Raw genomic sequence first — 20,467 nt, 5'->3', positions numbered from 1 at the left:
AAAAAATTGGTAACTAGGAGAGAGGTTCTAGCCATATCACTAGTGCTCTTCCTATTTTTTGCATTTTACTCAGTGAAACTTTTGGGGGTTAGTTCGACAGTAACTACTCAGAGTGTGCTTGGAAAATACACTCAAGAGGGCGAGTTGATTCATGTGGCTATTTTGAAAAATAACACCTTATATGGAGAAAGCCTCAGAAGAGCAGAATATCCAATTCCGCTGGTTGAAAGATTTGTTTTAACTTACAGTTATCGATTTACTCCAATGACGGAAATAAAGGGTACGTATCGGACTTGGGGAATAGTGAAATACAGTGTGAAGCGAGGTAGTGAAGAAATTGTTCTTTGGGAGGACACGCTGTTCGAAGACTCCGGAGAACTAGAAGATGGTAAATTCATTGTCGAGTACAATTTGAACTTAACTAAACTTGATAGGAGAACGGCCGAAATAATGGACCAGCTTGGGTTAAAAAGATTGAATAGGAAGATAGTATTCACAACAAGTGTTCATGTTCAAGGTAAAGCCTTTGGAAAGGAGATAAATGAAAACTTTGAACATATATCTACATTAGTTAAGGATACTGGGATTGGGTTGTACTATTTTACAAATGAAAAAGAGAGTGTTCAAAAATCAATAATAGAGAGACAGACCCAAAGAACAAGAATTAGTAAATATGGTGTAACAATGTATGCTGATACTGCGAAGAAGGTCATGCCATTGTTGGCCCTTTTGTTCTTGACCCCCTTGATAGGAGGCGTGTATACTATTAAAAGCCAAAGGCCAAAGAATGAATTTAAGGATCTAGCTCCCTACATTACAGAAGGAGCTCCTGTTGAAGTAGAGAGGAGAGTTATCTTAGCTACAAAAGATGATCTGAAGAAAACTTTTGATCTTTTAGATAAACCAATTCTCCATTACACAGAAGGTGGAGAGGACATTTATGTCATAATCGACGGCGGCATAGCATACGAATACAGACATAAGAAAAACACCTGACTTTTCTTTTTTTATTTTACTTAGAGTAAAATTAAAGAATCAAAAAACTGCAACGCTAATGCCCAAGAGTATCATAAAAGCAAACATTACTATTATTTCTAACTACTATTGTCATGAGCCAAGCTATTGCTGCTTTTCCCCAATCTGTGTTAAACACTGTTTTTATGACCCAAATATACACTAGTATTCCTAGTATCCACCCTATGATAGGTACCCATACTATAAGCAGGGCTAAAATTCCCCCACCGACTACTGCTATCATGGATTTTCCAAGTGTTACATCCTCTATTCCAGCAAATTTGGCTCCAAGCATCAAGAAGAACCCTGCAATCACGAGAGCGATCAATATCACTATCACTGCCATGAATCCCATTGCAGCAAAAAGTCCCGACATAAAAGGAGCCCTCATGGGTACCCCCATCATTTCACATCACCTCAGAACAGATATTTGCAATACATACCTTATTAGCTTTTTCATTTTGGAGTAGAAAAAAATTTAAGGAATTAGAAAGAGGGCTTTTGGGGAGTAAGATGGAATCAGTTGAAAGATTCATATGGGAATATTTTGTAAGACCAATGTACACGAGAGAGGGATACAATCCATATAACACTCTTGTTTATGCCCTTGTTTTAGGATTCGCAATTATCTATACTTACAAATGGATAATAAGACCACTAAAGATAAGAGTGGATGAAAGACTCTTCTATGCTGTTACCCCGATGGTGATATTTGGTTCTACTGTTAGGGCCCTTGTAGATGGAGGGATTCTAAAACCACATCCTCTTATTTTGACTCCTGGAATATTTTTCACAGCATTTATTTTAATTGTGCCTGCGATCTTTGCTGATTCGAAACTAAAGACATATCCGAAAATAACAATAGGATGGGGTTCTTTGCTGGCCCTTTATGTTAACTATCTTCTTATAATCAATGCTAAAAGTTGGATGCCGTATGAGCTAACGGTATTTTATACAATAGTCTTTTTACTGCCGATTTTGGGGTATTACAGATTCAAACCCTTTGAAAAGATATATCTTTTCCCAGTGTTTGCTCACATCTTTGATATAGGCTCTACAATTGTCGCAATCCACTATTATGGTTATAGAGAAGTACACTGGCTGGAGAATATCTTGGTTCAAAAGTTTGGGGCATTTATTTATTATCCGTGGATAGTGTTCATTCTTGTGGTAGTTTATTATGGTCTGAGATATCTTGTCCCAGATGAAGAGGAGAGGAGGTTTTGGTATTTGGCTGTTTATGTCTTAGGACTTGGACCAGCAATTAGAGATCCGGCCCAGATGATCCTTCAGATCGTGAGTTAGTCTTTTCTTAGTTTTCTTCCTTCTTCAAGCTCTCTTCTCAAGAGAGTTGCCTCAAACTCTGCCTTCTTTGCCCTGAACACCTTTGCTATCCTCTCAATGGCTTCGAGCTTCCTTATTATGCCGTCGAGCCAAGTAAAAACATCTCCAGGGTAAAGTATCAGAGAATATTGCTTTCTGAAGTATTCGGCTATTTGAGTGGGGTGCATTCCCTGTCGGCGGAGTTCTATCACAAGGGAAGAAACTCTTTCCATAGCATACTCTGTACACTCTTCCGCTTCACACATGAAGAAGTCTTGATATATTAGGAATAGTTTATCCTGAACATTGGGACTAACCTCTGGTAAAACTTTTTCAAGTTCTTCCAGTATGGAAGCAAAACTGGGTGAGAAGATGTTGCTACTTAGTCTTCCTCTCACAGCACTTTCGAGCTCTCTCTGGAATGTTCCGCCTAGATAAACGTTCTCAAAGGGCAAGAGCTTGATTGCAATTTCTTTCGGATGCTTTTTAAAGAGATTTCTTCTGATAAACTGGGCTTCTTTTGGAAGGAGGAAGCTCATGCTAACGGCTCTTCCATAAGGAGTTACTTGAACAAGCTTACCTTTCAATCTAACAAATTCAAACTCCTCAAGTTTCTCTAAGACTTTTTCAGCATTTTGGTTTGCTCCCAAGCAAAGAGTTTGCACTTTTTCTATGTCATCTAAATAGGAGAATACGGATGAATGGGCTAAAACCTGATCTTGTTCAAGTTCATCACTCCATTCTACATAGACTGGCTCAATTGGGGCCGTTAAAAGCTTAAAAGCTATTTCATCTTCACTACTCTCCATTTGAGTAGAATACTTCCTTCCAGGTTCAACTATAAGGTAAACCTTGCCCTTTTCATGGTACAAAGGTCTTCCTGCCCTTCCGAGCATCTGGTGGAATTCTCTAACAGAAAGCCATTTGTTGCCCATTGCGAGGCTTTCAAAGATAACCTGCGATGCTGGAAAGTCAACTCCTGCCCCTAATGCTGCTGTAGTTACTACAACATCAAGCATTTGTCCCTGGAATTCCATTTCAGTTAGCTTTCTTTGGTAATAGGGTAGACCACTGTGGTATGGCTTGGCCTTGAGCCCCCTACTGGTTAAAAATGCTGCCAATTCCTGGCACCTCTTTCTTGAATAAGTAAAAACTATGCTCTGTCCTTTAAATCCTTGAGGAGATTTTCTCATACTCTCTGCCTTGCATAACTGGGCTATGTATCTCCATTTTTCGCTCTCGTTTCTTGTTATGATGACGTGTCTCTCTAATGCGACAGGTCTTGCGTCATAAAGCACTAATTTCAGCCCTAGTTCATTTGCGAGTTCATTTGCATTTCCAACAGTAGCACTAAGGCCAATAAATTGGGCATTTGGATATAGTTTCCTGAGCCTTGCAACAAGACCGTCAAGCCGTACTCCTCGTTCTTCATCATCGAGCATGTGGATTTCATCTATTACAATCGTTCCAACATTTCCAATTTTTCTTCCTGCCCTAAGAAGATAATCAACTCCTTCATAAGTTCCAACAATTATGTCTGCCTCTATGCCTGTGTCTACCACTACAAGTTCATCCTTTGTTTTTATTCTGCTCATTCCAACCCTTATAGCTACTTTGAGCCCGAGTTTAGAATATCTTCTTTTAAAGTCTTCATATTTCTGGTTGGCTAGGGCTACAAGTGGAACAAGAAAAAGAAGCTTTTTCCCACTCATTGCTTTTGGAACACCAGCGAGTTCTCCTATTAGAGTTTTTCCACTTGCAGTTGCGGAGACCACTAATAAACTTTCACCATCAAGAAGACCATGTTGCAAAGCTAGTGCTTGGACTGGAAGGAGTTTATCAACTCCTTCTTTCTTTAATATTTGTTTGAATTTGGCTGGAATTGGGAGTTCATCTATAGAGACTTCTCGCACTTTAATCCTCTTTGGTTTTAATTCATCCCACTTTGTAACTTCTGGGTTTTTTGTTGGATCAAACCGAGGGTCAAAAACAACGAGTACCTTATCGAGGTCTTTAAATCTTTCAAGAAGTTTCTTAGCTTGGTCAAACATTCCAATGCTTCTGAATCTATATCTAAGCTCGTTTTTTAATTCTTCTTCAGCACACTGCTGACAAATATATTCCTTATGATATTTTACTCTATTTCCCTCCGTTAGTGTAGTAATTTTCCCATTCAAAAGACAGAGTCTACAAAGGTCAGCTTTTTCTACTTTCTTATTCTGAAGTCTTACTTTGAAGTATTCGTTCCATTTGTCCCAGGCCTCTGAAGTGAGGACTATTCTCGCACTTTTTAGCATTTTTTCGATCTCTTTTGGGTTCTGATACTTACTTCCTTCTAGAACCTTAAAAAGCCGTTTATCTCTCATTATAAGTCTAAAAATACGTTCGGCCTTCAGATTTTGGATTTTGGAAAGTTTTTCAGGTTCATTTTCTATATAGTAGGCTTCAAGCTCGCTTTCTTTTCTACCTTTCTTGACCACGAGAAGCATATTTAATCACCGGTTGTTTTTTCTCTGATTTTCCTTGGAGAGAGATATGCCTCCATCCTTGAGAACTTCCAGTACAATTGTGACTCGCCAACGGCGTAGATTTTTGCGTAGGTATCTTCTAGAAAGGAGGTTCAAAAATTCTTTTAGCTCGTCCATATTCTTAAAATTGGCTCGTATTAGGATTTGAAACTCTCCAGTTTTTTTGTAAATTCCTAAAACATTATCTAACTTTCCAATTTCATGAAGAACTAAGTCTGTTCTAGGGTCTTCCACTAAAAGCTCTAACTCTATTAAAGCCTGCAGGTATTCATCAAGAAACGTAGGTTCAACAAGGGTGGAATATCCCTTTATAGCACCAAGTCTTTCAAGTTTATCTACTCTATTCTTCACACTGGCTACAGAGAGTCCTAATTTTTTGCTCAACTCGGTAAGCGTGGCCCTTCCGTTCTTTCTAAGTTCTATCAGGAGTTTCTTGTCTATCTCATCAATGCCTGCCATGGTGATCGAAAAATATTAAGAAAGGGAAGCTATTAAGTTTTCGCTACTCTATTGTGTGGACTTGAGGTAGGGTAGAAATTTTAATTGGTGCTCCGAATGCCCTATCACCTGCATCTCCAAGACCGGGGAGGATATAACCCTTACTGTTAAGCTCTCTGTCTATTTTTGTTACAAATATCTCGGCCTCTGGAAACTCTTCTTTTATTCTCTCTATTCCTTCAGGTGCAGCAAGAACACCGAGGACTATGAGGCGTTTTGGAGTGCCATACTTTTTGACTTCTTCAATAACTTTTACCAGTGTTGAACCTGTGGCTATCATGGGATCGGCTATTATTACAGTATCTTCTGGGGTTATTTGGGGTATCTTAATGTAATTCATTTCTATCTCAAACTTAGGAGCTTTTCCTCTTGATGCTGAAACAATTCCAATACGGGCATGCTCGAATACCTTTACAAGCCCTTCCATAAGAGGAACTGCGGCCCTTAACACAGTGACGATCACAATATTTCTTCTATCCTTGACGATTATCCCTTCAGTTTCCTCTAAAGGGGTTTCTATTTTTATTTTCTCGATGTCCATTGTTTTTATTATCTCGTATCCCATAAATCTTCCAAGTTTTACAAGGCCTTTTCTAAAGGCTATTGAATCCGTCTCTTTATTCCTTAACTCTGTTAAAATCTCCATCAAATATGGAGAGTCGTCAAATGAGTAAACTTTTTCCCATCTTTCATCCTTTATCATCTTTCCTCACCTCAATATCTGATCAAGGAGTATGGCAGTTAGAGCTCCAATAGCCATTCCCGATTCTAAAATACTACTAACAATTTGAGGGAAATGTTCAAGGAACTCGGGAGGTAGTTGAGGGGCGCCCAATCCGACTATTAGGGCACTTGCAATTATGAGCATGTTTCTATCATTTAACTCAACTTTATCCTTTATTAATCTAAGCCCTGTGACGCTTATCATACCGTAAAGTGCTATTGTAAGACCTCCAAGTACAGGATGAGGCATTGAAGCCAAAATTCCAGAGAATTTGGGAATCATAGCTAGGAGTATTAGTACTACCCCACCTACTTGCACCACTTGTCTGCTTGCAATTTTTGTTAGAGCTACGAGTCCAATATTTTCAGAATAACTTGTAGTACCACAGGCTCCAAGAATTCCAGCTATTGAACATGCCAATCCTTCACTCATAATTCCTCTGCTAATGTTTTTGTTTGTTATTGGGGCTTCTGCTATTGCTGAAATTGCATGATAATCTCCTACACTTTCTATGATGCTCACCATGAAAGCAAAGAGAAGGGTTATTATTGCAGTTGCATTAAATACTGGAGTTCCCCATGGAAGAGGTTTTGGAATATTTATAAGTGGGAGTTCCTTTACAAGTGTGAAATCAGTCATCCCCAAAACTATACTCGCTGTATATCCCACAAATGCCCCTGCAATTACGGGCATTGCTCTCAATGACCCTTTTCCTTTAAGTGCTACATGCATAGTGGTTGCAAAGGTTATTAGTGCTATAAAGAATGCTTTTGGAATGCTTGTTCCATTTGGATCAGCAAAGAAGTTAAATGTATACTTTACGGCTACATGAGCAAGCGAAAATCCTATCAGCATTATTGTGACTCCGGTGACAACAGGTGAAAAGAGCTTTTTGAGCTTTCCAATGATTCCAAAACCACCTATTGCAGCTTCTATTAATCCACCAATTATCAAAGCCCCTTCTACAGCAGGTAATCCTAAGTTATTTCCTATACTTATGAGTCCTGGTATGAAGGCAAAACTGGATCCCTGGACTATTGGATATCTCGACCCTATAGTAGTTTGCAAAAGGGTTGCTATTCCCATGGCTAGTAGAACTACTTGAATTAAAAGTGCAATGTCTTTTCCATTAAGTCCAATCGCTGTTCCAACAACAAGAGGCACTGTAACAGTTGCTCCAAACATTGCAAGAACATGTTGAAATCCTAAAAGAACAGCTTTCTTTGATTCCACTTTTTCTTCGATTCCGATTTTAATTCCATTTGCCATTAAAGCCCGCTCAACGTATGTCATATGTGGCTTAAAAAATTTTCGGAAATAATAGATAGCTATGTGTTAATAATAGAAGCAAAAATATAGAAAATAACCAAATTATTGTAATCACTGACCCTTTTCTTCGGGAGGTATGCTTTCTTCTTTTACAGGGATTATGCATAAAAATTCAAAGGTTTCTGAATCGGGATTCTCATATCCATGGGGTTCATTTGGTGGTACATAAAGGAAACTTCCTGGGATTGCTTTCACGGTTTTTCTGCCGTTTGTTATGTAGCCTTCCCCTTTCACAATAAATATCTCATGCTCCCAGTCATGTTGATGAATGGGGATTTTCCCGCCTTTTCTAATAACAAAGTATCTCATTGCAAAGTTTTTGGCCCCGATTTTTGGAGAAACGAGCCATCTAATTGTCGTATTCTCAACACCTTCAATTGTAACATCTTTTTCCTCGACATCTTTATAATGGCTAACAAACATTCTCTTATCACCATAAAATCTGAGGTGAGAGTGTTAATAAGCTTATTCCTTGAAAACCTTGTCTTTCAAGTTGGGTATGTCATCTCACGATCCATATAGTCCACACCATAAAAAGATATGCTAGGATGCTCAAAATGATGTGAATCTTTATCCATGTTTCTCTTCTTTTAGATAAGAAAATAAAGGCACCACTTAGCATTGAGAGGCTCATAAGACCAAATGTTATATAACCGAGGGTATAGTGATCTAGCACAACCATATCAAATCCTCCCTACTGGGAAAATATAGAGTGGAACTCCATCAGTACCAATGATCTTTGCCACTTCATTTTCATAAAATGCTCCTACGGCAACGGTTCCAAGACTTAGGGCAGTTGCTTGGAGATAAATGTTTTGACCTATATGTCCAGCTTCCATATGCACGTACATTCGTCCTCGTTCGCCATAGTAGGAAGTTGTCCTCTCATAAAATGCTACAAGAACTATATCTATTGCCGCATCTCCTACCCATTTCTGATTAAGGGCTGCTTTTTGAAGCTCTTTTCTGAAATCCCCTTCTTTTGTTAGGGTCATGCTATGTTCAAAGGGATTGTAGTGATATATGCCTGGGGTAAGGCCTTTAACATTTCCAATAACTACGAATATCTCAAATGGATAAGTAGCTCCGGCACTAGGAGCAGCTCTTTTTTTGTCGTGAGTTATTCCCTGAGCTGCCCATAAAAGTTGGGAAAGTTCTTTTAGTGTTAAAGGTTCATTTTTATAAGTTCTGATGCTCATTCTCTTTGCTATTGCTTCCTCAAGACTCATCTCACCTTCCAGCAGTGGCTTTGGTAATATTATTTTCTCTCCTGAATACACGACTTCACCTCCTTCTTTTTGAAGACGGGGCTTTAAGAATAGTAGAACTGATGAGGTGAATACAAGAACCACTATAAGGAGCGAGACTTCTCGATATACCATGGTTATAGATATGTCTTCATCTTATTTTAGCTTTGCTTTAAGAATTGAAAAAGGAGTTAGGATTTTCTTCCGGCGATAAATCCTAGAATTAAGCCTACGACTAAAGCGGAAACTATTAATGGAGTTGAGAGTTTCTTTGTTTCAGGTAGTGGTTCTGTAGTTGTGTTAGTGGATGTTGCAGTTTGGTTAGGGATTAATGATATCAAAGGTTCCTCAGTTATTTTCGGAGGAGATGTGGTTCCTAAGAAAACAGTTGATGTTTCTTTGGCGTATTGATAAAACATCATGGCAGTTTGGATGTTGTCCACTCCTCCTTGCTTTTCATAGCTCTGGGCAAATTCGTAGTATGAGAGGCTTAAAACGGGGTAAATGCCTTCTTTTTGGGCTTGAGCAATTGCGATTCTGGCATCTTCTTTCATTCTCTGTAATTTATCCATTAAAATAGTCTCGTTATCTATCCCAAGAGTGTCTAGGATTATCTCAGCTTGGATTCTTGCTTCCATTGCTGAGAATATTGCTGCTGAATATTTTCCATCTAGATAGTATTCTTCCCCCTCGTTCATTAGACTAATTAAGTCTTGAAGACTCACCTCGCCAAACATGGAAGTGATATAAGTAATTATTAGTCTTGAATTGTCCAAGTATTCTCTTGCAGTCTCTTTTACTGAATCTCTTTCAATGACTTCTCCTTTTGCATATCTCTCTCCTAAGGATGCCCAGAATTTTGCAGTTTGTATTCTCTCGTAAGCAAAGGCAGCACTACTTACTGCGTTCCAGTAATTTCCATCATAATAGTTTGACCAGGCATCTTTTAGGAGGGACTTTGCTTGTTCTATCCTCTCTTCACTCGCAGCAACTGCTTGAAGCATACTTATTCCCCGTATTGTAATGTTTGAAACATGGTTTTCTGTTTCCTTTATTTCATTGTCAATACTTTTTAGCAGGTTCTCTAAGTCACTGTCTGATTTTATATCTAAATACCAGTCCACGTGTCTTATTGTGATCCTGGCTTGGAAATCAAGGCTTAGAGCTGTGTAGTACATTCCCTCATCAAGATTCTTCTTAGCTTCGTCTAGTTTCTTTTTTGCTTCATCTAGAGCATTTTTAAGGTAGGAATAGGTAGTATAACTAATATCGCTGTCTTTAAGTTTATTTTCAATCTTTTCGTAGTATTTAATGGTTTCATCATAGTCTTTAACAGCATCCTCTTTTAAAAAAGATGTATCAACATTCAAATTAGCTGGTACCGGAGGTTTTTCTATCTTTTTTCCTGTAAAGTAATAAACAGCATCGTAAATGTCTTTGATCTCTTTAACATCCAAGCCCCATCTCTCTTTGGCATATTCAACTACATCCACTTTTTCCGACTTACTCGTTATCTCGACTATTGATCCTATTTGTTTCTTTTCTGTTGTTTCGACAATTTGAATTCTTTGTCCTTCTGGAATTAAGAAAAGTTTAGCCCCCACACTATATGCTGCAGAGGCTTTCTCGAGGATTCCGCCAACTGGACCAATACTCCCATCTGGATTTATCATCCCTGTCATCATAACGTCTTCTCTAATTTTCCATCCCTTAAGGGCTGCAATAATCCCTACTGTCATGGTTCCTCCTGCAGAAGGCCCACCTATGATTGGTGCGTCAGATTTTACGTGAATAAAAACGTCATACTTGCTCATATCCACACCTAAGACTTTTCCTGCTATTTGTGCTGCCAATCTTGCTGAAGCCTGCATATCTACTTCTGCAAGAGGCCAAGTCTCAACATAAACGTGTCCGGTTCCGGGAGCAACGGTTATTATAAAGTCTGTTGCAATACCAATTAATTCACCACCTGAGGTTCTTGAGACTGCTGGAGCCTTTAGGATGATTGTATTTCCACTCTCTGGACATTGTGCAATTGTAAATGGTAAAAGCAAGAAAATTAGCATTAATGTTGCTAACATCTTCTTCATTCTATTCACCCCCGCTAATTTAACTCTCTTTGCCATTTAATATCTCTTGTGGTTCATGAATCCAAAATTCAGTGAATGAACCAAAGCTCTTTTAAGGAATTTGCTAAAGATTCAAGGGGGAGAAATATGGGTATTTACTCTTCATTCATCGGGAGAAAGTTCAAGCATATAGCAGGTAAGAAATATGAAGATATAATAAAACACTATCGTGAGTTCTTGCTTACAGAAGAAGAAAAAATGCTACCTGAGATTCGGTCAATCCTTATGCCCCTTGATCGGTATGTAAAAAATATTCCCGATGAGGTATATGAAACTGTAAGTGCATATGATGCAAGTGTGTTGCTAGTGTATATCATGGACTCAGAGATCTTTCATTTATTGAGCCAGACATTGAGCAAAGAAGCTAGTGAGGAATTTAAGCGAAGAGAAGAGATAGTAGGTAGGGAGATGCTTGATAAGATTGCAAAAGAATTAGAGGATTTTGGGTTAAGAGTACAACGGAGGATCTTTTTTGGGAACAAAAGTGAAGATATAATAAGATTGGCTGAAAATAGTGATATGCTTGTTATTTCAAGGGCCTATGGATCTGAGATAACGAAAACCTCTCCTCTGAGCCCAATAGTCCTTAAGATAATTCAACACCTGAAAATTCCTGCTGTAGTCTATTAGGGGGTGAAACAGTGACAAACATGGAACTCTTTGCATTACTGGTTTTCATTTTTACTTACGCTCTTATAATAAGTGAACGAATTCACAGGACAGTTGCTGCAATGATGGGAGCTTCTATAGTTTTATTGGCAAATATAGTCCCTTGGGAGAGAGTCCCTATTTTTTTGGATTTAGACACAATTCTCCTTCTTGCTGGCATGATGATAATAGTTAATACAACTAGAATGAGCGGTCTTTTTGAATATATTGCAATAAAAACAAGCAAATTGGCTAAAGGTGAACCTATTCGTGTCCTTTTATTGTTTTCCATTGTTACGGCCCTTGTTAGTGCTTTTTTGGATAATGTAACAACGGTTTTACTTCTCACGCCAATGCTTCTTTATATTTCTAGATTAATGGAGATAAATCCTCTTCCCTTCCTTCTTTCAGAGATCTTTGCTTCTAATATTGGAGGAACAGCGACTCTCATTGGAGACCCTCCTAATATAATGATAGGCTCTGCTGCTGGACTGAGTTTTAATGAGTTCATTAGTAACATGGGGCCTATAGCCCTTTTGGATCTAGTGGTTATGATCATTATAGTCTATTTTGCTTATCGGGAGGTATTACGAGTCAGTGAAGAAAAAAAGGAAAGAATTCTAAGAACTCTAAATGGTTTAGATGAAAGAGCTGCTATCAGAGATTTAGCTCTTTTCAGAAAATCAATAACTACTATCTTGATTGTGATAACCCTATTTTTTGTTCATGATAAACTTGGTGTGGAACCAGCAGTGGTGGCATTATTTGGTGCTTCTTTGCTCTTATTCTGGAGTAGAGAAAACCCCGAAGGGATTTTAGAAAAAGTAGAATGGGCGACTCTTTTCTTCTTTGGAGGTTTGTTTATTCTAGTGGGGAGTCTTGTCGAAACTGGATTTATAGAGCAGATAGCCCGTTGGATGATGTCTTATATGCATGGTGAAGGAGAAGCAATGCTAATTATAGCATGGTTCTCAGCATTTGCTTCAGCTATTATAGATAACATACCTTTCACAGCTACTATGATACCTCTTATTAAGGCTATGGGAACGTCTCTTGATACGTATCCCCTTTGGTGGGCCTTAAGTTTAGGAGCATGCTTGGGAGGAAATGGAACTGCCATTGGAGCTTCAGCAAACGTTGTGGTCATTGGAATAGCCGCGAAGGAAGACATAAAAATCACGTTTGTGGATTTTCTTAAAATGGGAATTATAGTAATGGCACTCACAGTTGGGGTTGGTATTGGAGTTTTATGGTTTAGATATGTGTGGTGGTGAAAGATGAGAATACTTGTGTTAATAGATGGGTCAAAATGGAGTCAAAAAGCAGCCCTTCATGCACTTACTATTGCGAAAAAGAAAAATGCAAAGATAGTCCTTTTCTCAGTTTTGGACAGGAGGGAGGCTAAAGCAGTTGCTTTTAACCTTGGTGCAAGACAAGGAAGCTTTGAAAAAATTCGTAGCTTTGAAGAGGAAGTGTGGAACAATATGAAAAGGAGTATTCAAGAAGTAATGGGGGAAATGTTGAGATTTTGTCAGAGTGAAGGCGTGAATTGCTCTATAAAAATTGTAGAGGGTATAGCGAAAGATAAAATTCTAGAAGAAGCAAATAGTGGAAAGTATTCTCTAGTTGTGATGGGTGCTTATGGGAAGAGTGGAAAGACGAGAATAGGAAGCTTGTTAGAGGAGATAGCAGGGAATATAAGGCCCCCCCTTTTAATAGTTCGATGATTCATATACTCTTTTTAGTCTGAGATCTTACTTTTTTCTTCTGAAAGCCTCGCCCTTCAAGACAGAGGGAAGATCAGTACTTGAAATTTTAATCCTGAAGGGTCAATAGCATCCTCTAACACACAAAACGTTAACACATATAACTTATAACTTAAACAGTATACAGTATAACACGCAGATACACAGCTTTTAAAAAGCCTAAAGCGAAAAGTTTATATAGCGATTTTGGCTTCTTTCTTTCGGTGCCCCGGTGGCTCAGCCTGGTGGAGCGGCCGCTTGGTAAGCGGCAGGTCGCGGGTTCAAACCCCGCCCGGGGCTCCATATCAGATCTCTGTTTTGAGAATCGTACCATAAACCGTTAAAAAGTCTTAATACCATTCTTATTCTGATACTTATGACCAGCAGAGAAAGAGTCTTGGAGCATATTACAAAGAATCCAGGAATAACTTTTCGTAAATTAGCTCAAGAACTTGAGATGGGAATAGGAAATCTCCAGTACCACCTTCGACACCTTGAAAGAGAGAACAAAATTGTTGCAAAAAAACTTGGAGGTAGGAAATACATCTTCCCTGCAGATTTTAGTGAAAGTTACAAACCCCTTATGATAGCAATTTCAAATGAAAGTCAACGGAAAATCTTAATTTTACTTGCAGAAGATGAAAAAAACCAGCACGAACTGGCAGAGAAGCTCAATCTAACTCCATCCACGATAAACTACCATATGGAACGACTTGAAGCACTAGGGCTTGTGAGGAAAATTAAACATGGAAAGAATGTTATTTATCAACCAAATTATGATAAGGATGTTTTAATCCGTATAATCAGAGAATATAAACCCAAAATCTGGGATAGACTTGCTGATAAGCTAATTGATTTAACCTTAACCTTCAGGGGGGAGGAATATGATTGATCTTCTAGGATATATCCTAGATAGTATCGTAATTGTTTTGGGAGGTTTACTTTCGGTAGTTGCGTGGAAAGCATATAAGAAGAGCGGAATGAAGAGTATCTTACTATTACTCTTAGCATTCCTCATGTTTACTATCAAAAAGATTATTGAAAATTTCCATTTGCTCAACGGCACAGTCTCATTAGATATTATCGATATTACTTCAACGACTCTAGAACTCGGAATACTTCTCCTATTTTTTGTAGCTTTAGTGAAAAGAGACTGAGAATCTTCCTTATGATCCTAATCTCTCCCCTTCCATATTTACAGCAAGCTGACATCCTCCCCGCCCTGAAGGGCGAGGCTTTCAGAAGAAAATGTTTAAGAAATAGGAGAAACAGGCATTAGTATTCTCTTTCTACTATGAAATCTGCTAAAAGTTCGAGATACCTTCTAGCTTCACTCTCTGGCAGTATCTCTAGGGACTTTTTGGCCTCATCTGCAAGTTCTTTTGCAACTTCAGCAGCATAGTTTATGCTTCCATATTTCTTTAAGAGCTCGATTGCCTTTTTGACCTCTTCTTGAACGTCTTCCTCTATGATGCCTTCTCCTTGTACGTCTCCAGCATATTTTCCGAATATCTTAAAGAACTCTTTTTTGTCCTCTTCATTTGCATTTTCTAGGAAGTGGGCTACAATAAGGGTCTTCTTGCCCTTTCTTATATCGCTTCCTACGGGTTTTCCAAGTTTTTCTTCATCGGCTATAAGATCCAGAACATCATCCCACACTTGGAATGCTATACCGATGTTCCTCCCATATTTTGATAAAGCTTGAATATACTCCTCATTGTCTGTTCCTATAATTCCACCAATTGTGGCTGAAGCATCTATTAGCGCACCGGTTTTTCCACTTATCATTTTCATGTATTCATCGATGCTAACACTATCTTTGCTTTCAAATTCCAAGTCCATTGCTTGACCTTCACATAACTCGTTAGAGGTCTTTGAGATAACATCCAGAACTCTTACAACCTTTTTGGGGTCAGTAGGAATCTTTGCAATTGCCTCAAAAACTTTTGAGAAGAGCAAGTCTCCAGCGAGTATTGCCATGTTTATTCCCCAAATCTTATGAACCGTTGGTCTGCCTCTTCTTTTTTCGTCCATGTCCATTATATCATCATGAACTAGAGAATAGTTATGGAGTAATTCTACTGCTGCTGCGGCATAAATTGCTTTTTCTGGATCTCCACCCACTGCTTCTGTGGCCATTAATACTATAAATGGCCTAACTCTTTTTCCTCCAGCTAAGGGGTAGTGTCTTGCAGCATCATAAATAACCTTGGGTTCTTTTTCTGGCACAAGATCGAAGATAGCTTCATCAACTACTTTACTCTTTTCTTTCAATGCTTTGAATAAGGGATCAAACTTCATCCTATCACCTCACATCAACTTTGTAACCGTTTCTTGACACGAAAACGTCCCTTCCTATTAAATACCCTTCTTCTTCAGCAAGTTCGGCATAATATGTAAGCATCCTAAATTCACCATGAGCGGGAATTATATTTTCGGGATTTAAGAGTTTGATTAAATATCTATGGTCTTCTCTACTAGAGTGGCCAGAGACATGTAAATCTTTTACCATCCTAACCCCTCTCATTCTGAGTTTGGTCTCTAGGGCGTAGCGTTGGGCAATATTGAGAGGGTTTGGGATAACTCCTGCAGAGAACACAACAGTATCATTCTTTCCAATATCGTAGAGCTCTCCACTAGCCATCCTCGTTAAGATGGCTCCTGGTTCACCTTGATGACCGGTTACAATGAGGAGATAATTTTCTCTAGCCTGAGATACCTCTCTGAGGGTCTTTTGTACGGCAGCTGGGCTTCTAACGGCTTTAGCCCCTTTCATTTTTATTAATCCCAACTGTTTTGCTATGCCGGTATATTTGGCCAATGATCGCCCTATCAGAACGGCTTGTCTTCCCATGTTATTTGCTATTTCTATTAGCTCTTGAAGTCGAGCTATATGTGAAGCAAAAGTAGTTGTTATTAGCCCTTTTTCTTCCATCCCTTCGTAGTAGAAAAAGTCTTCAAGAAGTAATTTTGCAGAAGCTTCGCTTGGGGTCTTTGTTTGCTCGGCAACTCTTGTAGATTCAGGTATCAAAATTTTTACGCCCTCTTGGCCTATCTCCTTAAGCCTCTTATAATCGGGCTTTTCTCCTAGGGGATTGTGATTATCGAATTTATAATCACAGGCATAGACTACGGCTCCTTCTGGAGTATGTATTACAACCATAGATGAATGGGGAATTGAATGTGTTATTTGGACAAATTCTATAGCTAGATTTTCGCTCACTTGGACTATCTCACCATATTGAGTCTCATACATGGGGTTTGTAACTTCAAAGTATTGCTCGCTTCTAACTTCCCCTTTTGCAAGTTTTATTGTGTAAGGAGTTCCATAAATTGGGACGTTGGAATAGTGAGGTGCAAGTTTTGCTATGGCACCTATATGATCGAGATGGCCATGAGAGAGGGCTATAGCTACAACTTTTTTGTTTCTAATTGAGGTATCGTCTGGAATAGCCCCTAATTTTCTTAAATCTCGCGAACTCATTTGTTGAAAGTTAACATCTTCATGAATAAGAACTCGATCAAGTCTAATTCCCATATCAATTATTATAATCTCATTTTCATATTCTATGGCAGTCATATTTTTACCTACTTCTTCATAACCACCTATTGTGTAGACTTTTATCATTTCAGTTCCTCCACTATTTTATTGAGGCGGACTTTTTGTCGGCCTCGGCCCTTTGGCTGGTGGAGCGGAACTCCACCGGGTTAAGGTATACTAGCTTCGAGGGTTTAAAAATATGTGCATTAGAAAAGAAAAAGCTTCAAAGTCTTCTATCTTTCAAAAATTCCCACAAGTCAATTCTTTGCTCAAGCCATTCTCTTGCAAAACCTGTAACTACGAGAGGGACTTTCTTAAGCTCTTCCACGTTTCTTGCTCCTACAAGAAACATAGCATTTTTAAGTTCATCTATGTATCGTTGAAGAATCTTGATCACTCCCTCGACATCTCCATTGACTGCTGGCTTCAGCAGAGGTAAAGCAACTCCTGCAAGGTTTGCGCCAAGTGTTAAGGCCTTTGCAATTGCTATCCCATCTCTAATTCCACCTGTTGCTATTATTGGCAAGGTAGTTGCATATCTAACTTCAGCAACGCTTAAAGCAGTTGGAATTCCCCAGTCCCAGAACTTTAAGGCTAGATTCCTACTTCTCTCATCCTTTGCTCTGTAGTACTCAACGCCACTCCATGATGTTCCTCCAAGACCTCCAACGTCTATTGCGTCGATTCCAATGCTCTCCAACTTTATTGCAACTTCCATTGAGACTCCAGCTCCAGTTTCTTTGGCTATTATGGGATATGAGAGCTCACTCTTAAGTTCTGCCAAAGCGTTTATGACACCTTTATATTGTGTATCTCCCTCCGGTTGGACGCTCTCTTGAAGAGGATTCATGTGAATAGCAAGGGCGTCGGCTTGGATTGTTTCCACAGCTTTCAAGGCCTCCTCAACACCATATCGGTTTGGCATATTCTCAGCAAATTGGGGTGCTCCCAAATTGCCAACAAGGAAAATGTCTGGCGCAACGTCTCTAACGTAGTAACTTTCCCAGGTCTCGGGTTTTCTAATCATTGCTCGCTGGCTTCCGACACCCATGGGAATATTCAGCTCTTGGGCAGCTTTGGCGAGAGTTTTGTTGATTTTGCCGGCAATTTGAGATCCCTTAGTTCCTCCAGTCATGCCAGCGATCATTATTGGGTAATCAAATCTCCTTCCAAGGAATTCAATGCTTAAATCTATTTCCTCTTTGTCTATTTCAGGTAGGGATGTATGAACAAAATGTATGTTCTCGAATTGGGTACTTACATGAGCTTCAACTTGCTTCTTTAAGCAGTGCTCTATGTGTTCAAACTTTCTAATTACAGTAAGCTCTTCTTTATCCATTTTACCACCTCTTAATAATTGTCCCTGGATTTTCTCCTTTCAAGATTCTTATTAAATTTCCCTTGACCATTCCATTAGCAAAATACACATCTGTGTAGTGGGCTATTTCTAGAGCTTTCTTTAGTTTATTTCCGATACCTCCCGTTACATCTATTCCAGCCGATTCTGAGCTTTCCAGCAGGTGTTTAATTTCTTCTTTGGTAAGTTCTTTAATGAGTTTTGCCCCTTTTTCTTTTGGATTTTTATCATAGATCCCATCAACGTCCATCAAAAAAAGTACTTTGCTTGGTTTGAACATCCTTGCAAGATAGTTTATTATCTGATCCCCAGAGAGAATGTCTATTCCCTTATCCAGGGCTATTGCCGTGTCACCAAAGAGAACTGGGATGAAATCTTTCTCCAATAGCTTTCTTAAAACTTCGAGCTCACCATAGACAATTTCACCTTTTTCTATGAGGAATATTGATGAAGAAGATACAGAATAGGCAGGTAGGCCCTTTTCGAGGAAAGTTTCGACTATTAGACTGTTTAGTTTAAGCATTGCTTGGTGTGTCTTGGAGAATCCTATTCTTTTTCTTTTTACATCTCCTATTAGACCTTCTCGAATTTTGTACTCCCTAGCATTTGGATGTCCAAAACTTCCTCCACCGTGAACGAAAATGAACTGTTCATTTGGATAAAATTGAGCAATCTCCTCGGCTGTCTGTTCAATAATCTCCTGATTAAACGAGTAAGGTTTGTTCTTGTTACTTATAACACTTCCACCAAGTTTGATGATTATCATTTCTCAACCTCCTCAATTCTAAGTCCTTCTTTGCTAATCTTGGTTATCATTGGCATTCCACCAGCGATTTTTATGGCTGTTGCAACTTCACTTTGCTTTTCTGGAGCTAAGGCGTACATGCATCCACCTCCTCCTGCTCCAGTTATCTTGGCTCCCAAAGCTCCAGCTTCTCTTGAAGCATACACTAAATCGCTCAAACTCTTAGTTGAAACTCCTAACGCATCGAGCAAGCCGTGATTTATATTCATTAACCTTCCCAAGAGCTCGAATTTAATTTCTTTGTCATATTCTGCTAGTATTATCTCTTTGGCCTTTTCAACAACTTTCCCCATTGAGTTAAGGATGGGGTCAATTATCTCTGGCATCTCATCGAAGCTTTTCCTAACTTTAGCAACAAGTTCCTTAGTGCTTCCGCTTGAACCTGTGTATCCCACGACTATTGGAAGCTCCACCACTGGCAGACTTTCAAAGGAGCCATTTTGGTAGTAAAGAAAACCACCAACAGCAGAAACCGTTGGGTCAATTCCACTCGAAGCTCCTTGGACAAGGAGCTCCACTTTGTGTCCAAGTTTAGCTATCTCTGCATTGCTTAGTTCCAAGTTCAAAAGCTTTGAGACAGCGCCTATCGTAGCTACTGCTACAGCGGCTGAGCTTCCAAGGCCAGCACCCACGGGAATTTGAGAAGTTATAGAAACTGTTACTCCTTTCTGCTTATCAGCTTCTTCCATGACAAGGTTTATGGCTTCTCTTACGTAGCTCAAAACCTCTGCAGCTCTTCCATAGTCTGTTTCAAAATATATTTGATCTTCTGAGAAAGAAACTGTTAGGCCAGGAGTTCTTATATCCTTTGCCTCTATCCTTATCCTCCCATTTTTATTGAATTCGGCTCTCACATAGGTTCTCAAATCAATAGCTGCCGCTATAGCGGGTTTCCCATAAACAACACTGTGCTCTCCAAAGAGAATAATTTTAGCTGGGGCTGAAGCAAGAACCCTCATTTTTGTCCCTCCTTTTGATGATCTTAACTAATCTAATTTTTCATGCTTTAGAGTATGTTTGTTAAATTTATTTTCCTTTTGGTTGTTTACATTTTTCTTTTTAAAAATGGGAGCCACAAAAGGAAGAGGCCTCCAATCGAAAGCACAAAAATAAGTAGGCCAACAAGGTTTGAAAGCCAGTGCATCTCAAATGCGCTACATGGTGAGCATCCTATTATTAAAGGCTCTACACCAATAGTGTATCCGGGTAGCGCCGCCAAACCTAGAAGAACTGTTGCGGCCAGGGATTTGGCCATGGCACTGAGTTCAGAATAGAACAAAGAAAATGAAATCATGGCTATACCGAGTATTAAGAAATACATGGCAGATTTCACAGTGAGGTCTATAACATCCAGATCATTTAAGTGTGGATCGTTCAGATTGAGAGAAAGGTGGGTTAAATATAAGCCAGCCAAAATAAAAAGGAGGATTCCTATGAACTGAAACACCTTTTTAACAATCTTTTTCATTTTTCCACCTTCCTCTTCTTGTGAAAGTTCGTAATAATAATTGTGGTCTTATTCTTTATAAATTTTTTACTTCCCATAAATTGTAATCTGCCATACTTTTTTGTAAATCTT

The 20,467-nt window shown here is 39.0% G+C and carries 22 protein-coding genes and 1 tRNA gene; 8 read left to right on the top strand and 15 right to left on the bottom strand.

Going from position 1 to position 20,467, the window contains the following annotated elements:
* Positions 1-6: 6 nt before the first annotated feature.
* Positions 7-996 carry a DUF5305 family protein gene (locus K1720_RS09360; protein WP_251948883.1) on the top strand — a complete coding sequence of 330 codons (990 nt, stop codon included), beginning with the start codon at positions 7-9 and terminating at the stop codon, positions 994-996.
* Between the two features lie 55 nt (positions 997-1,051).
* On the opposite strand, the gene K1720_RS09355 is transcribed toward K1720_RS09360, so the two are convergent.
* Positions 1,052-1,420, bottom strand: coding sequence for a hypothetical protein (locus tag K1720_RS09355; protein WP_341480964.1), 369 nt, complete (start codon positions 1,418-1,420; stop codon positions 1,052-1,054).
* Between the two features lie 107 nt (positions 1,421-1,527).
* Between K1720_RS09355 and K1720_RS09350 the strand changes: the two genes are divergently transcribed.
* Entirely contained in the window at positions 1,528-2,319 is a 792-nt protein-coding gene (locus K1720_RS09350; protein ID WP_251948881.1) for a DUF63 family protein, read from the top strand.
* Here K1720_RS09350 and K1720_RS09345 read toward each other — a convergent pair.
* From K1720_RS09345 to K1720_RS09310, 8 genes are all read right to left on the bottom strand, one after another.
* Positions 2,316-4,826 carry a DEAD/DEAH box helicase gene (locus K1720_RS09345; RefSeq protein WP_251948879.1) on the bottom strand — a complete coding sequence of 837 codons (2,511 nt, stop codon included), beginning with the start codon at positions 4,824-4,826 and terminating at the stop codon, positions 2,316-2,318. The two genes, K1720_RS09350 and K1720_RS09345, sit on opposite strands and share 4 nt — an antisense overlap.
* 6 nt (positions 4,827-4,832) lie before the next feature.
* Positions 4,833-5,324, bottom strand: a complete 492-nt coding sequence (locus K1720_RS09340) for an Lrp/AsnC family transcriptional regulator (protein WP_251948877.1) — start codon at positions 5,322-5,324, stop codon at positions 4,833-4,835.
* Positions 5,325-5,367: 43 nt separating this feature from the next.
* Entirely contained in the window at positions 5,368-6,066 is a 699-nt protein-coding gene (gene upp, locus K1720_RS09335; RefSeq protein ID WP_251948876.1) for a uracil phosphoribosyltransferase, read from the bottom strand.
* A 6-nt stretch (positions 6,067-6,072) separates the two neighbouring features.
* Positions 6,073-7,356, bottom strand: a complete 1,284-nt coding sequence (locus tag K1720_RS09330) for a uracil-xanthine permease family protein (protein WP_251950694.1) — start codon at positions 7,354-7,356, stop codon at positions 6,073-6,075.
* Between the two features lie 111 nt (positions 7,357-7,467).
* Positions 7,468-7,839, bottom strand: a complete 372-nt coding sequence (locus K1720_RS09325; RefSeq protein WP_251948874.1) for a cupin domain-containing protein — start codon at positions 7,837-7,839, stop codon at positions 7,468-7,470.
* A gap of 79 nt (positions 7,840-7,918) precedes the next feature.
* The gene (locus tag K1720_RS09320; protein ID WP_167887983.1) at positions 7,919-8,098 is read right to left on the bottom strand and encodes a hypothetical protein; all 180 of its coding nucleotides are present in this window, start codon (positions 8,096-8,098) and stop codon (positions 7,919-7,921) included.
* A 1-nt stretch (position 8,099) separates the two neighbouring features.
* Positions 8,100-8,798, bottom strand: a complete 699-nt coding sequence (locus K1720_RS09315) for a SagB/ThcOx family dehydrogenase (protein ID WP_251948872.1) — start codon at positions 8,796-8,798, stop codon at positions 8,100-8,102.
* A gap of 56 nt (positions 8,799-8,854) precedes the next feature.
* The gene (locus tag K1720_RS09310) at positions 8,855-10,753 is read right to left on the bottom strand and encodes a S16 family serine protease (RefSeq protein WP_251948870.1); all 1,899 of its coding nucleotides are present in this window, start codon (positions 10,751-10,753) and stop codon (positions 8,855-8,857) included.
* Between the two features lie 126 nt (positions 10,754-10,879).
* On the opposite strand from K1720_RS09310, the gene K1720_RS09305 reads away from it, so the two are divergent.
* From K1720_RS09305 to K1720_RS09280, 6 genes are all read left to right on the top strand, one after another.
* On the top strand, positions 10,880-11,422 hold the full coding sequence (locus K1720_RS09305; RefSeq protein WP_251948859.1) for a universal stress protein: 543 nt from the start codon (positions 10,880-10,882) through the stop codon (positions 11,420-11,422).
* A gap of 20 nt (positions 11,423-11,442) precedes the next feature.
* Positions 11,443-12,714 (top strand): ArsB/NhaD family transporter, encoded by a 1,272-nt coding sequence (locus K1720_RS09300; RefSeq protein ID WP_251950692.1) that lies wholly within the window; start codon positions 11,443-11,445, stop codon positions 12,712-12,714.
* A 3-nt stretch (positions 12,715-12,717) separates the two neighbouring features.
* Complete coding sequence (locus K1720_RS09295) at positions 12,718-13,167, top strand: universal stress protein (protein ID WP_055281601.1); 450 nt, start codon at positions 12,718-12,720, stop codon at positions 13,165-13,167.
* A 244-nt stretch (positions 13,168-13,411) separates the two neighbouring features.
* A tRNA-Thr gene (locus tag K1720_RS09290) sits at positions 13,412-13,488 on the top strand.
* Positions 13,489-13,561: 73 nt separating this feature from the next.
* Positions 13,562-14,077, top strand: a complete 516-nt coding sequence (locus K1720_RS09285) for a winged helix-turn-helix transcriptional regulator (RefSeq protein ID WP_251948857.1) — start codon at positions 13,562-13,564, stop codon at positions 14,075-14,077.
* Positions 14,070-14,342, top strand: coding sequence for a DUF7521 family protein (locus K1720_RS09280; RefSeq protein ID WP_251948855.1), 273 nt, complete (start codon positions 14,070-14,072; stop codon positions 14,340-14,342). Before K1720_RS09285 ends, K1720_RS09280 begins: the two co-directional genes overlap by 8 nt.
* A 118-nt stretch (positions 14,343-14,460) precedes the next feature.
* On the opposite strand, the gene K1720_RS09275 is transcribed toward K1720_RS09280, so the two are convergent.
* From K1720_RS09275 to K1720_RS09250, 6 genes are all read right to left on the bottom strand, one after another.
* Positions 14,461-15,486, bottom strand: a complete 1,026-nt coding sequence (locus K1720_RS09275) for a polyprenyl synthetase family protein (RefSeq protein WP_251948853.1) — start codon at positions 15,484-15,486, stop codon at positions 14,461-14,463.
* A 4-nt stretch (positions 15,487-15,490) separates the two neighbouring features.
* Positions 15,491-16,813: an RNase J family beta-CASP ribonuclease gene (locus K1720_RS09270; RefSeq protein ID WP_251948851.1), complete on the bottom strand. Its 1,323-nt coding sequence runs from the start codon at positions 16,811-16,813 to the stop codon at positions 15,491-15,493.
* A 136-nt stretch (positions 16,814-16,949) separates the two neighbouring features.
* Positions 16,950-18,065, bottom strand: coding sequence for a type 2 isopentenyl-diphosphate Delta-isomerase (fni, locus tag K1720_RS09265; RefSeq protein WP_251948850.1), 1,116 nt, complete (start codon positions 18,063-18,065; stop codon positions 16,950-16,952).
* Position 18,066: 1 nt separating this feature from the next.
* A complete protein-coding gene (locus K1720_RS09260; protein WP_251948848.1) occupies positions 18,067-18,849 on the bottom strand; it encodes an isopentenyl phosphate kinase in 783 nt (260 codons plus the stop codon).
* Positions 18,846-19,847 carry a mevalonate kinase gene (locus tag K1720_RS09255; RefSeq protein WP_251948846.1) on the bottom strand — a complete coding sequence of 334 codons (1,002 nt, stop codon included), beginning with the start codon at positions 19,845-19,847 and terminating at the stop codon, positions 18,846-18,848. Before K1720_RS09255 ends, K1720_RS09260 begins: the two co-directional genes overlap by 4 nt.
* Before the next feature lie 86 nt (positions 19,848-19,933).
* Entirely contained in the window at positions 19,934-20,356 is a 423-nt protein-coding gene (locus tag K1720_RS09250) for a hypothetical protein (protein WP_251948845.1), read from the bottom strand.
* Positions 20,357-20,467 lie beyond the last annotated feature (111 nt).

Source organism: Thermococcus argininiproducens, from assembly GCF_023746595.1.
In the GTDB taxonomy this organism is placed as follows: domain Archaea; phylum Methanobacteriota_B; class Thermococci; order Thermococcales; family Thermococcaceae; genus Thermococcus_A; species Thermococcus_A argininiproducens.
The sequence above is the reverse complement of the archived record's forward strand: the minus strand, read 5'-3'. Positions and strand labels throughout refer to the sequence as shown.